The organism is Gordonia alkanivorans (assembly GCF_004011905.1).
GTDB lineage: Bacteria > Actinomycetota > Actinomycetes > Mycobacteriales > Mycobacteriaceae > Gordonia > Gordonia alkanivorans.
Genome location: NZ_CP027114.1, coordinates 3,877,158 through 3,892,214 on the forward strand (window position 1 = coordinate 3,877,158; position 15,057 = coordinate 3,892,214).

The 15,057-nt window shown below is 65.3% G+C and carries 14 protein-coding genes and 1 tRNA gene; 5 read left to right on the plus strand and 10 right to left on the minus strand.

Annotation, left to right across the window (positions count from 1 at the left end; genetic code table 11):
- The first annotated feature begins 3 nt into the window (after positions 1-3).
- The 3 genes from C5O27_RS17580 to C5O27_RS17590 are packed head-to-tail and all read left to right on the plus strand — an operon-like array spanning position 4 to position 2,934.
- Positions 4-993, plus strand: coding sequence for a branched-chain amino acid ABC transporter permease (locus C5O27_RS17580; RefSeq protein ID WP_005201095.1), 990 nt, complete (start codon positions 4-6; stop codon positions 991-993).
- Positions 986-2,122 carry an ABC transporter ATP-binding protein gene (locus C5O27_RS17585; protein WP_075864081.1) on the plus strand — a complete coding sequence of 379 codons (1,137 nt, stop codon included), beginning with the start codon at positions 986-988 and terminating at the stop codon, positions 2,120-2,122. Before C5O27_RS17580 ends, C5O27_RS17585 begins: the two co-directional genes overlap by 8 nt.
- On the plus strand, positions 2,119-2,934 hold the full coding sequence (locus C5O27_RS17590) for an ABC transporter ATP-binding protein (RefSeq protein ID WP_006359997.1): 816 nt from the start codon (positions 2,119-2,121) through the stop codon (positions 2,932-2,934). The genes C5O27_RS17585 and C5O27_RS17590 overlap by 4 nt, the downstream gene beginning before the upstream one ends.
- A gap of 116 nt (positions 2,935-3,050) precedes the next feature.
- On the opposite strand, the gene C5O27_RS17595 is transcribed toward C5O27_RS17590, so the two are convergent.
- Entirely contained in the window at positions 3,051-4,415 is a 1,365-nt protein-coding gene (locus C5O27_RS17595) for an ABC transporter substrate-binding protein (protein ID WP_035755383.1), read from the minus strand.
- A 168-nt stretch (positions 4,416-4,583) separates the two neighbouring features.
- Positions 4,584-5,207 (minus strand): ANTAR domain-containing response regulator, encoded by a 624-nt coding sequence (locus C5O27_RS17600; protein WP_006360000.1) that lies wholly within the window; start codon positions 5,205-5,207, stop codon positions 4,584-4,586.
- 99 nt (positions 5,208-5,306) lie between these two features.
- On the opposite strand from C5O27_RS17600, the gene C5O27_RS17605 reads away from it, so the two are divergent.
- Positions 5,307-5,383: transfer RNA gene (locus C5O27_RS17605), tRNA-Leu, on the plus strand.
- Between the two features lie 125 nt (positions 5,384-5,508).
- Here the strand turns inward: C5O27_RS17605 and C5O27_RS17610 are convergent.
- The 7 genes from C5O27_RS17610 to C5O27_RS17640 form a co-directional block, all read right to left on the minus strand.
- The gene (locus tag C5O27_RS17610; protein WP_127963260.1) at positions 5,509-6,885 is read right to left on the minus strand and encodes a glycosyltransferase; all 1,377 of its coding nucleotides are present in this window, start codon (positions 6,883-6,885) and stop codon (positions 5,509-5,511) included.
- A complete protein-coding gene (locus C5O27_RS17615) occupies positions 6,882-7,892 on the minus strand; it encodes a glycosyltransferase family protein (protein ID WP_074849950.1) in 1,011 nt (336 codons plus the stop codon). The genes C5O27_RS17610 and C5O27_RS17615 overlap by 4 nt, the downstream gene beginning before the upstream one ends.
- Entirely contained in the window at positions 7,889-8,833 is a 945-nt protein-coding gene (locus C5O27_RS17620; protein WP_127963261.1) for a WcbI family polysaccharide biosynthesis putative acetyltransferase, read from the minus strand. Before C5O27_RS17620 ends, C5O27_RS17615 begins: the two co-directional genes overlap by 4 nt.
- Before the next feature lie 250 nt (positions 8,834-9,083).
- Entirely contained in the window at positions 9,084-9,830 is a 747-nt protein-coding gene (locus tag C5O27_RS17625) for a succinate dehydrogenase/fumarate reductase iron-sulfur subunit (RefSeq protein ID WP_006360005.1), read from the minus strand.
- Between the two features lies 1 nt (position 9,831).
- Entirely contained in the window at positions 9,832-11,775 is a 1,944-nt protein-coding gene (locus C5O27_RS17630; protein WP_006360006.1) for a fumarate reductase/succinate dehydrogenase flavoprotein subunit, read from the minus strand.
- A 58-nt stretch (positions 11,776-11,833) separates the two neighbouring features.
- The gene (locus C5O27_RS17635) at positions 11,834-12,658 is read right to left on the minus strand and encodes a hypothetical protein (RefSeq protein ID WP_040004307.1); all 825 of its coding nucleotides are present in this window, start codon (positions 12,656-12,658) and stop codon (positions 11,834-11,836) included.
- Complete coding sequence (locus C5O27_RS17640; RefSeq protein ID WP_006360008.1) at positions 12,655-12,948, minus strand: hypothetical protein; 294 nt, start codon at positions 12,946-12,948, stop codon at positions 12,655-12,657. The genes C5O27_RS17635 and C5O27_RS17640 overlap by 4 nt, the downstream gene beginning before the upstream one ends.
- Positions 12,949-13,295: 347 nt before the next feature.
- Between C5O27_RS17640 and C5O27_RS17645 the strand changes: the two genes are divergently transcribed.
- The gene (locus C5O27_RS17645; RefSeq protein WP_127963262.1) at positions 13,296-13,976 is read left to right on the plus strand and encodes a DUF1345 domain-containing protein; all 681 of its coding nucleotides are present in this window, start codon (positions 13,296-13,298) and stop codon (positions 13,974-13,976) included.
- Here C5O27_RS17645 and C5O27_RS17650 read toward each other — a convergent pair.
- Positions 13,973-14,962: a glycoside hydrolase family protein gene (locus tag C5O27_RS17650; protein WP_127963263.1), complete on the minus strand. Its 990-nt coding sequence runs from the start codon at positions 14,960-14,962 to the stop codon at positions 13,973-13,975. The genes C5O27_RS17645 and C5O27_RS17650 overlap by 4 nt on opposite strands.
- Between the last annotated feature and the right edge of the window lie 95 nt (positions 14,963-15,057).

Here is a 15,057-nt window from a genome sequence, read left to right on the forward strand (position 1 = left end):
CCCATGGACATCATCTCAGCGCTACAGATTGCGTTCGCACAGCTCATCGGCCCGTCGGCGATCTTCTACGCCCTACTGGCCATCGGCCTCAACCTGCACTTCGGCTATGCCGGGCTGCTCAACTTCGGCCAGATCGCCTTCGCCCTCCTCGGCGGATACGGCGTGGGCATCATGGCCGTCAACTACGACCAGCCGCTCTGGCTCGGCGCCATCGTGGGTATCGCCGCAGCCGGCATGCTCGCGGTGGTCCTCGGCATCCCGACACTTCGTCTGCGAGCGGACTATCTGGCGATCGTCACCATCGCCGCGTCGGAGATCCTCCGACTGGTGTTCCGGTCGACGTCGTCGGACGATTTCACCCACTCCACCAACGGGATCTACGGCTACGCGAGCGGTTTTTTCTCGATCAGCCCGTTCGACAACGGCAAGCAGTACTCGTTCTTCGGGGTCAAGTTCCTCGGCGGCGACCTGTGGTCGATGGTGGTGGGCTGGTCCGTCGTCCTGCTCCTGTGCCTCATGGTCTACCTGCTCGTCCACTCCCCCTGGGGTCGCGTGCTGAAGGCGGTGCGCGAGGACGAGGACGCCGCCCGATCGCTCGGCAAGAACGCCTATTCCTTCAAGATGCAGGCACTCATCCTCGGTGGCTGTATCGGCGGCCTCGCAGGCGTGTTCAACGCACTCGCGACGCAGTCGATCAACCCGGACTTCTACTCCACCGCCCAGACCTTCTTCGCCTACGGCGCACTCATTCTCGGCGGTGCGGCGACGGTGTTCGGACCGGTCCTCGGCGCGATGCTGTTCTGGTTCCTGCTGGCCATCCCCGACGCGCTGTTGCGCCAGGCCACGTCCGGCGACAACCCGATGCTGGACCTCTCGGCGCAGCAGGTCGGCGCGATCCGCTACGTGCTGCTGGGTCTGGCGATCATCCTGATGATGGTGTTCCGACCACAGGGACTCCTCGGCAACAAGAGGGAGGTGCAGCTCGATGCCTGATGACGGACGCCATTCGGCACACGACGACGAGCCCTCGACGCCGGTGGGCGACACCGGGATCGTCGTCGACGAGACCGGTCCCGACATCGCCGGTACGCGGGCGACGCGCCGCGATCTGACGACCCTGTCGGCGCCCGAGCGCTCGCGACTGTTCGCGGAGGTGTCACCCGAACCGGGATCGGCAAAGCCTGACCCGATCATCGTGGTGGACAACATCTCCCGCACCTTCGGCGGCATCAAGGCGGTCCAGGTCGACCACCTCGAGGTGCAACGCGGCGCGATCACCGGCCTCATCGGACCCAACGGTGCCGGCAAGACCACGTTCTTCAACCTGATCACCGGTTTCGACAAACCGGATTCGGGTACGTGGTCGCTCAACGGCGAATCCCTCGGCCGGATGGTCCCGCACCAGGTCGCACGCCGCGGCATGGTGCGCACCTTCCAGCTGACCAAGGCGCTGTCGAAGATGTCGGTGCTCGACAACGTCAAGCTCGGTGCCACCGGCCAGCGCGGCGAACACTTCCTCGCCGCCCTCGCCCCGTGGACCTGGCGCAAACAGGAAGCCGAGATCACCGAGCGCGCACACGAACTGCTGCGGCGGTTCAAGCTCGACGCCAAGGCGAACGACTTCGCGGGCTCGCTCTCGGGTGGGCAGCGCAAGTTGCTGGAAATGGCACGCGCGCTGATGACCGATCCCGAGATCGTGATGCTCGACGAGCCGATGGCCGGTGTGAACCCGGCCCTCACGCAGAGCTTGCTCGAACACATCAAGTCGCTGCGCGACGAGGGCGTGACGGTGGTCTTCGTCGAACACGACATGGACGTCATCCGCGACATCAGTGACTGGGTGGTGGTGATGGCCCAGGGCCAGATCATCGCCGAATCCCTGCCGGATCGCCTGGTCGACAACGAGGCCGTCGTCGACGCCTATCTCGGCGGTCACCACGACCAGGCACTGGAGTTCGACGACCAGGGTCAGCCCGTCGGTGCGACCGCGGTGCTCGCCGAGCAGGTCGAGGCAGCCATCGAGGCCACCCTCGAAGAAGGCGGCGACCTCTCCGAGCCGGTCGAGTTGCCGCCCGCCGATTCGGCCGGCGTCGACACGGACAAGAAGGAGACCGAGCGATGAGCCTGGGATCGGACGGCGGGTCGCTGACACCGGCACAGCGCGCGGCCACCCCCGACGAGCACCGCAAGCTCGCGACGAATGCGTTGCTGCGCGCCGACGACATCACCGCCGGCTATCTGCCGGGGATCAACATCCTCGAGGAGTGCAACTTCTTCCTGAACGACGGGGAGATCGTGGGCATCATCGGTCCGAACGGCGCCGGCAAGTCGACGCTGCTCAAGACCCTGTTCGGGCTGATCCCGGTCCGTAAGGGTTCGGTCACCCTGCGCGGCGACGACATCACCTCGGCCAAGGCACACGTCCTCGTCGACAAGGGTGTCGGATACGTCCCGCAGACACAGAATGTGTTCCCCGCGCTGACGATCGAGGAGAACCTCGAGATGGGCGTCTACCTGCGGCCGAAGACGTTCGCCAAGCGGTTCGAGTTCGTCTCCGAGCTGTTCCCGCTCCTGTCGGAGCGTCGGAAGATCAAGGCGGGCGCGCTGTCCGGCGGCGAACGGCAGATGGTCGCGATGGGCCGGGCCCTGATGATGGACCCGGCGGTCTTGCTGCTCGACGAGCCGTCGGCAGGCCTGTCCCCCATGTTCCAGGACGAGGTGTTCATCCGCTGCAAGGCGATCAACGCAACCGGCGTCTCGATCATCATGGTCGAGCAGAACGCCCGCCGCTGCCTCCAGATCTGCGACCGCGGTTACGTTCTCGACCAGGGTCGCAACGCCTACACCGACACCGGCAGCAACCTCGCCAAGGATCCCAAGATCATCGAGCTCTACCTGGGCACGCTGGCGGGCAGCTCGGAGAAGAAGACGTAGGCTTCGCTCACGGGATCCGTTGCCGCTCACGCGGGGACGGTGAGCGGCAACGGATTTCGTGCGCGGACACACAGAGACCCTCGGCTCGTGAGCCGAGGGTCTCTGGTCTTGTGTGACTACTGCGCGGCCACCGACACGTACTTGCGGGTCGGGGTCAGCAGCTTGTTGTCCCCGTCGAACTCGAGGACGCCGTAGGAGCCGACGCTGGGCTCACCGGCGGCGTTGAACGCCAGGTTCCCGGTCTTGCCGACGTAGGCGATCGTCTTGCCGCTCTTCAGCGCATCCAGGCACGCCTGGTACGAGTCGCAGTTCTCGTCGCCGTTGGTGACGCCGATGATGTTGGCGGCGATCGTGCGGCCGTCGGTCGACTTGGCTGCGGTCGCGGCGAGCGCACTCAGCACCGCGGCGTCGTAACTCTCGCCCGAGTAGTTGAAATCGATCAGCTTCGGATCGAGATCCTTGAGCGCGGACTGGAACTCACCGCTGGTCTGGGTGAGCGGAGTCGTGCCCTTCATACCCTTGAGCAGGCCGGAACCGACCGACTCGCCGAGTGCGTTACCCATGTTGCCGTCGACGCCGTAGACGAGCTTGCCGTCGCTCGGTCCGATGCCCACCTCGTGCATACGGGTGAGGATCTTGGCGCTCTCCTCGAACCCGATGAGCGCAACGCCGTCCGGGTTGAAGTTCTTCACCTGGTCGACCTCGGCGTTGAACGACTGGGCATTCGGGTCGTAAATGATCTTCTGGATCTGGTCGGCGGGCACACCGGCGGCCTCGAGGTCGCGAACGGTGTTGTCGGCCAGGCCCGTTCCGTACGGGTCGTTGAGGGCGAGGATGGACACACGCTGAACGCCGTCCTCGGCCATCGTCTGCGAGAGTGCCTGGGCCTGCAGGACATCGGCGGGAGCGGTACGGAAGTACTGTCCCTTGTCCTGGTAGCAGGTGAACTCGTCGGAGGTGTTGGCCGGCGAGAACATGACGGCGCCCGCGTTGGCGATCTTGTCGATGACCTTCAGCGACACCGACGACGACGCCGCACCGATGATCACCTGGGTGCCGGCGCTGAGCTCGCGGTCGACGGTGGCGTTGGCGGTGTCGGTGGTGGTGTCGCCGGAGTCACCGGTGACCAGCTCGACGGGCTTGTCGAGCACACCGCCGGCGGCGTTGATGTCCTTGATGGCCAGGTTGACACCGGCCACCATGGGCGGCCCCAGGAAGGCGAGGGAGCCGGTCTCGGGGAGCAGCGTGCCGATCTTCAGCGGAGCGGTGCTCTCGGGGCCCGGCGTGGCCTTCGGCGGGTTACAGGCCAGCTTCTGCGCGAGGCCCATGCCGGGGGGTGCGGGAGTGGACTCTACGGCCGCGCTGGCCGAGCCTCCGGAGCCTTCGTCGGAACCAGAGTCAGAGCTGCTGCAGCCGGCGACGACGAGCGCTGCCGCCGCAGTCATGACCACTGCCCCGCTCGTCAAAGAACGAAAGGACATCAATGCTCTCCTTGCGATTGGAGTTGTCACACGAGAGCGGTGCATCGAGATCGACGCATCCAACCGCGCCTCGCTGGGGAAAAGCTAGCGCGATCTTGTTGCCCCTGCGTAAAGACAGTGAAACTGACTTGCGCGCAGACGCATTGCGTCAAATCGACCTGTCCTTCGTCAGTTCGTCCCGAGGGTCTCCACGACGACCTGGGCCACGGCTTTCATCGTTGTCCGACGGTCCATCGCGGCACGCTGAATCCACTTGAACGCCTCGGGCTCGGAAAGGCCCTGTTTCTGCATGAGCAGACCTTTGGCGCGTTCGACGAGCTTGCGGGTCTCGAGCCGCTCGTTCATCGTCGCGACCTCGCGCTCCAGCAGTTTGAGCTCGTGATAGCGACTGACGGCCACCTCGATGGCCGGCACCAGATCGGCCTTGGTGAACGGTTTGACCAGGTAGGCCATCGCGCCGGCGTCGCGCGCCTTCTCGATGAAGTCCCGCTGGCTGAACGCGGTGAGCATGACGACCGGCGCCAGCCGCTTCTCCGCGATCTCCGTCGCCGCGTCGATGCCGTCGCGGATGGGCATCTTGATGTCCATGATGACCAGGTCGGGTTTCAGGGACTCCGTGAGCTCGACGGCGACCTGACCGTTGGGAGCCTCCCCCACGACGTCATAGCCCTCTTCGCGGAGCATCTCGATCAGATCCATACGGATCAGCGAGTCGTCCTCGGCCACCAGCACACGATGCGTCTTCGTCGTCTCACCAGTTGTCGTAGTCGCACTGTCGGTCACTGTCACCATCCCCTCCTCCACGCCATAGTCGAACAGAAGAGTACCGGTTGCCGGGCCGGTCGGCCGATCATCTAGAGTTGGCTCCTGCACGGGGCAACCCGCGCACTGGCCCCCGTAGCCCAATTGGCAGAGGCAACGGATTCAAAACCCGTCCAGTGTGAGTTCGAGTCTCACCGGGGGCACCAATAAATCGCAGGTCTGTGGAGTTCCACTCCGGTGACCGGTCGACGTCATCCCTGACACGCAGAACTCGATCGAAGTCTGCCGGTCGAGGTGAGGTTCGGGAGTGCCGATCACCTGCGGACCACACTCACCAGGACAACGCCGGTTCCTCGTCGCCGAGGACGATCTCGACCTCGCTGTGATGCACTGTTCGGACCCCGAACAACCGGTCGAGAAGCTCGCCAGGGCCCACGTCGGTGTGCGCTGCCCAGCGTCGGACACGGTGCCGTGCGCGCGACGACGTGACCGTTACCGAGGCCGGTGATCCGTCGAAGTCCACCGTCACCTGGCCGCATTCCCCCGGCCCGACCTGGGCCGTGAGCAGCGCGAGCGAATCAACGGAGAAGACCACGACGGTACCGGCGACCTCGACGACGAACCTGCACCGCGACAGCGTCGATGCGTCCGGACCACCGACCCGGATTCGCGAATCGTCCACGCCCAGTTGGATGAGCAAAGCGTCGGCATGTTCGCCGACAAGCCAGACAGCAGCATCCATCCCTCGCAACGCGCCGGCGACAGTACGCATCAGCGATGCCGCGGTGTGCCCCGCCGTCGACACGAGCACCACGATGTCCGGGATCGAGTACAGCAGGCCGGCAGTACGGGCCGCCGGATCGGTGATGAGCGGGGCGAGCGCGAGGGCTTCGGCGTTCTTCTTCGAGATCCGCTCGGGCACCGAACGTTCCGCCCAGTCGGGACCATCGTGCCAGGCCAGTGCGTCGGGTTCGTGCGCGAACACCGCGCCCATCATGAAGGCCCGGTTCGCGAATTCCCAGTCCTCACCGCCGTAGTGGACGAACGACGGGTCGAAGCCTCCGACGTCGTCGAACAATTGACGGCTGCAGGTCATCACCGCACTGATCAGATACTTGTAACCGTCCCAGCCCGGGTTCAGGAGGTTGGACGTGCGGTCGTACGCATCGACCAGCCATCCGGGTTCGCAGTCGTGCGAGGATTCGAGCGGCCGTTGTTCGGACAACCACCCCACCACCGAGTCCGGGGCGACCCGGCTCAGGTCGGCGTGCTTACGCCGCCCGACCACGAGTGCGTCGGGCGCCGCGGCGGGCAATCTGATCGACTGCCGGATGTAGTCGGGTGTCGGCACCGTGTCCGCGTCGAGGAAACACAGGACCGTACCGCTCGACGCCGCGACACCCAGATTGCGGGCGGCTGCCGCTCGGAAGCCGTTGTCCTCCTGCGTCACCACGGTGATGTCGAGTCGCGATGTCCACGCTCTCACGTCCGGCGAACACGTCGAGCCATCGTCGGCGACGACCACTTCGAGACGATCCGGCGGGTGGGTCTGGGCCGTCAACGCCTCGAGGACCAACGCGAGTTGGTGGGGTTGGTTGTAGTACGGGATCACGACACTCACCAGCGGCGTCGTCGAAGCCACGCCGACCAGGTCCCAGCGATTGTCGGCCACCACGGTTCGGCCGTCGCCGAGCCTCATGACGGTCATGCACTCCACCGCCGGACCAGTCGCTCGTGAGCCCGGCCGACGTCGGCGGCGGTGGGCGACGGCGTCACCGCCGGATCGATCCAGGTGCTCGCGGGATTCGCGAACGCGCTCTCGAGAGCGGTCCGCAGAGCAGCATCGTTGTTGGCGTGCATCGTCAGGACGCCCGGGGAACGAGCGGCGAGTTCATCGGTGTAGGCGGTGCTCGGGACCAGCGGTCGGCGCCCGGCGGAGATCCAGGAGTTGATCGACCCGGAGGCCGACATGTGCCGGTGATAGGCGGCCGGAACCGTGACCTCGGCCGACGCCCGGATCAGTTCGTCGTCGGTCAGGAACCCCGTGACCGTGCACCGCCGTCCCATCTCCGCGGCGACCTTGGCGAGTTCATCGGCCAGGTCTTCGTGGCCGGGTGACGGGGTGCCGAGCGCGACGAAACCGATGGACGGGTCGAGGCCGGACATAGCCTGCAGTGTCTCCAGGTGCCCCTTCCCGGGGTACAGGTAGCCGAGGACACCGACCGTCAGTTCCGCTGATTCCGAGGGCTTGTCGACGCGGACGGTGTCGAACATCAGCGGTATGACCTCGACGCCGATCGTCGCGTCGACGTACTCGGCGAAGAGCGACGCCTCGTGGTGACTCGACACGATCACTCCTGTCGCGGCCCGCGCCACCGCGCGATAGAAATCGGCACGTGCCTGCATCGCCGGTCCGTCCGAGGGCTGGGGCAGATCATGCAGGGTCACCGAGACCGGCCGGTCCAGTGCCGCGAACAGGGCGAGCACGCTGTCCCGGGCTTGCCGTGGCGTACGTCCGAACAGGCGATCGGTCACGTGCACGTGCACGAGCGCACACTCGTCCAGTCCTGATACGACACCGGCGCCGAGCGTGAGCACGTGCGCCAAACGATGATCCGCGCTCTCGGCGCGTACCGCATCGAAGACCGACTGCGCATATCGGACCACACCGTGTGAGCGGGGTCCGACCAGGAGATGCCCGATCGGCCCCGTCACGACAGGCCCAAGATCTCGATGAGGTCGGTGTAACGGTCCAACACTGCTCCGATGAACTCGGGATGGTCTGCGTACCAGTGCATCTGGCGACGGCGAACGTCGTCCTCGGTCAGCGCCACACCGTCGACGTCCCACGACGTCCGCGGGCACGCGTCGATCCCCAGCGCGTCGATCACCCGTCGCTCCAGGGGCGCTCGGATGTTGCCGAGCAGGTCGCGTGAGGGTGGGACCGGCGCCGACGCCCCGAGCGAGTCGAGGATCCGGCCGCCGAGGGCGAGCAACACTCGATTTCCAGGGTGGTTGATCGTGTGGGCGGCATCGGCCCCGAGGTCGAGCAGTGTGTCGGAGATCCCGACGTCACAGTGCCGCCGCTCGCGGACGGCGAGCTGATCCACACTCCATTGCGCTGCTTCCCGGATACGTTCGGCGGCGATGTCGACGTCCCATTCGTCGAAGCGGTCGCGACCGGCCACCACGGCGAGGGCCGTTCGCAGATCGTGGTACGGAACCGCCGCGGGTACTGCGGACGGCTGCGCTGGGTGTCGGGCGATGACCTGGAACGGAAACAATCCGCCGTAGCGGATGACCGGCCAGACGATGACGGACGCCGATGGCGCCAGGTCGGCCAGGTCCGAGGTTCCGATCGGAAATCCCCGGTACCCGGTACGCACCGGTTGGGAGACGATGATCGCTGCGCTGCTCATGAGGTCCTCGACCCGCGCCATGTCGGCGGACTCGAGTTCGTGGACCGGCGGGACGCGAACGGTACGGAACGGGAGGTCCGGAGAGCTGGACAGGACAATCCGCAAGGCCTCGGCCTGGCAGTTTCCCCAGACGACGAGTATCTTCCGGTCATCGTTCCGCGGAGCCTCGACGACGCCGTAGAACTCGCCGTAGTGCCGGGTCCGACCGTCGACCAGCTCCTCGTCACTCGTCCTCATACGAGCTCCGGAGTACGTCTGACGACGCGATGGGTCCCTGTCATCGAAGTACCGACTCCCCTCCTGATGGGCCCCTGGTCGGTACCCCTGCGCCGCTCGTGTATCCGTTTCGCCCGTTGACGAATCATCGACCAGGTCACACCAGAGGCACGACGAGTGTGACGGACTCGTCGAGAGCCGTCGGCGGTGTCACCCGATCAGTGCCGGGGACGTGACACCCGGGGTCGCCGGGTGAGCGCGAGAAGTGGCGCTAGCGTCGGAAGAGCTTGTTACCCAGCCATACCAGCGGGTCGTATTTGCGGTCGACGACCCGTTCCTTCATGGGGATGAGCGCGTTGTCGGTGATCTTGATGTGTTCCGGGCAGACGTCGGAGCAGCACTTGGTGATGTTGCAGAACCCGAGACCGTGCTCGTTCTGCGCGGTGTCGCGACGTTCGGCGACGTCGAGCGGGTGCATGTCGAGCTCGGCGATCCGCATCAGGTAGCGGGGGCCGGCGAAGGCTTCTTTGTTCTCCTCGTGGTCGCGGACGACGTGGCAGGTGTTCTGGCACAGGAAGCACTCGATGCACTTGCGGAACTCCTGCGACCGTTGCACGTCGACCTGCTTCATCCGGTACTCCCCCGGCCCAAGCCCGGGCGGCGGCGTGAACGACTGGATCTCGCGGGCCTTCGTGTAGTTGAACGAGACATCGGTGACGAGGTCACGGATGACCGGGAACGTGCGCATCGGGGTGACCGTGATGACCTCGTCCTCGGTGAACGTCGACATCCGGGTCATGCACAACAGCTTCGGACGTCCGTTCACCTCAGCGGAACACGACCCACATTTGCCCGCCTTGCAGTTCCAGCGCACGGCCAGGTCGGGAGCTTGGGTCGCCTGGAGGCGGTGGATGATGTCGAGCACCACCTCGCCGTCGTTGGCCTGCACCGTGTAATCCTCGAGACCACCGCCTTCGATGTCGCCTCGCCACACTCGGAACTTCGCGTCGTAACCCATGTCAGTCCTCCGACTGTCCCTCGGCTCGCTCGCCCCCGGCGCCGGGATGACCAGCGATTTCGGCTGCGGTGTAGTACTTTTCGATCTCTTCGAACTCGAAGAGCTCCAGCAGGTCCGGCCGCATCGGTTCCTGTTCTTCCTCGACGACCTCGACCTCCGGGACCGGTGAGTCGGTGCTCGTTTCTGCCGTGCAGACCAGCAGGGTGTTGCGCCAGGCCGAATCCATCGACGGGTGATCGTCGCGGGTGTGTCCGCCGCGACTCTCGGTGCGCATCAGTGCCGCCTTGGCGACACATTCGCTGACCAGGAGCATGTTCCGGAGATCGATCGCGAGATGCCACCCCGGATTGAACTGCCGATGCCCCTCGACCTGCATGCTGCCGAGCCGGTTCCGGAGGTCGGAGAGCACGCGGAGCGCCTCCTGCATCTCCGCTTCTTTGCGGATGATGCCGACGAGGTCGTTCATCGCCTGCTGCAGATCCATGTGCAGCGTGTACGGGTTCTCCGGCTTGCCGTCGGCGGGCGGATCGAACGGAGAGAGCGCGTATTCGGCCGCCCGGTCGATGTCGTCTTGCGCGATCTCGGGCCGGTTACCCAGCGACTCGACATACGACGCCGCGCCGAGCCCTGCTCGTCGACCGAACACGAGCAGATCGGACAGCGAGTTGCCGCCCAGTCGGTTCGACCCGTGCATACCGCCGGAACACTCGCCGGCGGCGAACAGTCCAGGCACGCGCGACGCCGCGGTGTCGGGATCGACCTCGATCCCACCCATCACGTAGTGGCAGGTCGGGCCGACCTCCATTGGCTCCTTCGTGATGTCCACGTCGGCAAGCTCTTTGAACTGGTGATGCATCGACGGAAGCCGCCGGATGATCTCCTCCGCCGGCATGCGGGACGCGATGTCGAGATAGACGCCACCGTGCTCGGTGCCGCGACCGGCCTTGACCTCCTCGTTGATCGCGCGGGCGACCTCGTCGCGCGGGAGGAGATCCGGTGTGCGGCGGGCGGAGTCGTTGTCCGCGAGCCACTCGTCGGCTTCCTTCTCCGTCTCCGCGTACTGACCCTTGAACACCGGCGGGATGTAGTCGAACATGAACCGCTTGCCGTCGGTGTTCTTGAGGACGCCGCCGTCACCGCGGACGCCTTCGGTCACGAGGATGCCCTTCACGCTGGGCGGCCACACCATCCCCGTCGGGTGGAACTGGACGAACTCCATGTTGATCAGGCTCGCGCCTGCGCGCAGGGCGAGCGCGTGCCCGTCGCCGGTGTACTCCCAGGAGTTCGACGTCACCTTGAACGACTTGCCGATACCGCCAGTAGCGACCACCACCGCAGGTGCCTCGAACACGATGAACCGGCCGGACTCGCGCCAGTACCCGAACGCACCGGCGATGGCGTCGCCGTCTTTCAGCAGCTCGGTGATGGTGCACTCGGCAAAGACCTTGATGCGGGACTCGTAGTCACCGGTGGCCGCGAAGTCCTCCTGCTGCAGCGAGACGATCTTCTGCTGCATGGTTCGGATGAGTTCCAGTCCGGTCCGGTCTCCGACGTGAGCCAGGCGCGGGTAGGTGTGGCCGCCGAAGTTGCGCTGTGCGATCCGGCCGTCAGCGGTCCGGTCGAACAGCGCCCCATAGGTTTCCAGTTCCCACACCCGGTCGGGCGCTTCCTTGGCATGCAGTTCGGCCATGCGCCAGTTGTTCAGGAACTTCCCGCCACGCATCGTGTCCTGGAAGTGCGTCGCCCAGTTGTCCTTCGCGTTCGCGTTACCCATCGACGCCGCGCAGCCACCTTCGGCCATCACGGTGTGTGCCTTGCCGAACAGCGACTTGCACACGACTGCGACCGAATAGCCCTTCTCACGAGCTTCGATGACCGCTCGCAGGCCGGCACCACCCGCACCGATCACAACGACGTCGTACTGGTAGCGTTCCGGTTCGGTCATCTAGCGCGACTCCCAACGTTGAAAACGGTTGCACAACAGTCGTTGCGACCTCGATCGATCAACCCACGAACCTCAGATCAGAGATGGTGTTGCTGGCCACCAGCATGATGTAGAAGTCGGTGAGCACGAGTGTGCCGAGCGTGATCCAGGCGAACTGCATGTGCCGGGTGTTCAACTTGGAGACCTGGGTCCAGATCCAGTACCGCACCGGATGATTCGAGAAATGCTTGAGCCGGCCGCCGGTCACGTGCCGACACGAATGGCAGGACACCGTATAGACCCAGAGCAGAACCACGTTGACCACGAGGATCACATTGCCCAGCCCCAGACCGAATCCGCCGTCCTTGGCGTGGAACGAGACGATGACGTCGTAACTGTTGATCACCGAGATGACCACGGCCGCATAGAAGAAGTACCGGTGCGAGTTCTGGATGATCAGCGGCAGCCGCGTCTCCCCCGTGTACTTGGTGTGGGGTTCGGCGACGGCGCATGCCGGCGGGGACAACCAGATCGACCGATAGTAGGCCTTGCGGTAGTAGTAGCAGGTCAACCGGAACCCGAGGAGGAACGGCAACGTGAGGAACGCCAGCGGAATCCACATCGGGAGTTCCGGGAACGGCGTCCCGAAATGACTCGATCCGGGCACGCACGACTCGCTCAGACACGGCGAGTAGAACGGCGTGAGGTAGTGATAATCCGCGACGTAGTAGGCACTCCGGACGAACGATCGCACGGTCGCATAGATGACGAACGCCGAGAGACCGATGACCGTCAGCAACGGCGACAGCCACCATCGGTCTGTCCGGAGGGTGCGCGCCGTCAGGCGCGCCCGTCTCGGGGAGAAGACCCCGGGTGATTCCCGCTCAGCCGCGGGCGCGCTCACTTCGTCCGCTCGCGCGAGTGGAACCCGAGCCCTTCGTCCTGGGCACCGAGCCACGCCGACTCGTCGGACTTGCTGTCCGGCACGTAGACCCGGGCCTGGCCCGGCTTCTGCTGCGGCTTCACCTTCGGCGGATGCTGCTCGAAGTCGTGCAGATCGATGTCGAGACGGTCGAGATCGTTGACCATCCGGCGGACACTGTCGGCGTCACCGTAGCGAGCCTTCAGGGTCACCAGCTGATGGCGCAGCGCCTGGATACTGTGATGGATTGCGTTGATCTCTGCATTTATCATGGCGATCCCTCCGGCCACTATGTGATGTTCCACACAGTACCGCCCGAGTATGGATCGTCAACGCTTTTCGTCGAACGTGTCGCGGGGCCGCTTTCGTGAGGCACTCCTGCCGCCCACCGGTGGCAGCACATCGCGATGTGGTCCCGACACGTTGCCCGGCACCGCCGAACTCTCGTTCTCGAAAGTGTTCGGGGACCGGGCGAAGCCCTGGTCGTCCATCGGCCACACCGCCGGTACGAACACCCTGCCGGTGACGCTGTCGGCGGAAGCGCACAACCAGCCACACAGGGAATGGGAGCCTTGATCCGTCCCATCCATGCTCGGGCCACGCGAGGAAGACACGGACGATGAGCGATGACGAAAACGCTCCGTCGGGCGAGCGTCCGCGCGCCGAACGACGCTGGACAGCCTCGGCATTCGTGCTCCTCTCGATGCTCATACCGTTCCTGCTGCCCTCACGCTATGCAGCGGGTACCAGCTGGCTCCTGCCCGCCATCGAAGGTGCGGTCCTGCTGGCCTTGGTCATCGTCGACCCGGGCCGCATAGACCGACCCGGACGCTGGGTGCGGGCACTGTCGATCGCGTTGGTCGTCGTGATCGCCGCGGGGGCAGCTTGGGCGGCCGGCCGGTTGGTGTGGGATCTGCTGCACGGCAATCCGGACACGACGGTGGCCAACGAGCTGCTTCTCTCGGGTGCGCTCGTGTGGATGCAGACCGTTCTGGCCTTCGGGTTCCTGTACTGGGAGCTCGACGGCGGCGGCCCCGTCAACAGGCATCTGCACCCACGACGGCATCCGGATCTCGCCTTTCCTCAACAGATCGAGCCGACTCTCGCACCAGCAGGGTGGCGACCCGTGTTCTTCGACTATCTGTACCTCGCTCTCACCAACGCGACGGCATTCAGCCCCACCGACGTGCTGCCACTCGCCCGGTGGATGAAGCTCGCGATGGCCGCGCAGTCGATCCTGTCGATCGTCGTGCTGAGCCTCGTCGTCGCCAATGCGGTCAATCTGCTCGGGTCGACCTAGGCGGGCTCCCGGATCACCCCGAAGTGGCGGACCGATCCGGAGAGCCCGGGCAGTTCTTTCGCCGAACTCCACGACGACAGCCCGTCGCTGCTGTCGGAGTAGAAGTACCGGCGCTGCTTGTACGCGTCGACGTACATGCGCCAGTTGCCGTTCGGGAGTTTGACCAGCGCCATGCCTTCGACGAAGCGACCGAAACTCCGCATCGGGACGAACCGGTAGGGACCGGTCAGCGACTTCGCGACCGCGTGTTCGATGACCTTCTTCGTCTCGTTTTTCGTGAACGCGTGGCACGTGGAGCCGACCTTCACCACGGTCGTGTCGATGTGGTCCGCACCGAGGCCGAGGATCGGCACCGGCGGACTCCACAGTCGCAGGCCGGGTTCGAGCGCCGTCATCACGTAGGGCACGAACCCTCCGCCCGTCGACATCGACAGGATGATGTTGACGCGACCACCCTCGACGAAGAACTCCGGCGCCCACGCCTTGGTGGTGAAGGGCGACAGCGACGGTCCGTCGCTCGAACCGGCCGACCCGAACGACAACGACCCCGACGAGGAGCCGAACACTCCCTTGCCATCGCCCGTGCCGGGCAGGAAAGCGCAACACAATGGAACCGGGTAGTCGTGCATGAACGCCCAGTTCACACGATCCCGGCTCCGCGCGAACCCGATGGTGTTCCGGCCGGTCGTATAGGCGACGTAGTACCAGCCGTCCGCACCGTGGAAGATGCTTGGATCGCGCACCACGCCTGATGGCGGACGGTAAGCACCAAAGCGGAGCGGCCGAAACCGGCTCGCATCCGTGGACTGGTACACGTCCATGTGACGGGAACTGGTGTTGGAGAACGCCACCATTGTGTATCGCCAGTTCGGCGCCGCCTCGGCGGTGCCCGCAGTTGCGACGAGCAGGCCCGCGAATACCAGCATCGCGACACAGACAGCACCGATGCGCCTCGACCGAGTGCGAATTCGCTGAGACAGCATCATCTGAGCAGTATCCGCGAAAGTGACTGTGGCGCGCGCAAATTTCCCCGATACAACTATCGAGACCCTTGGTGCCCCGAGATACGATCGCCGGGCGG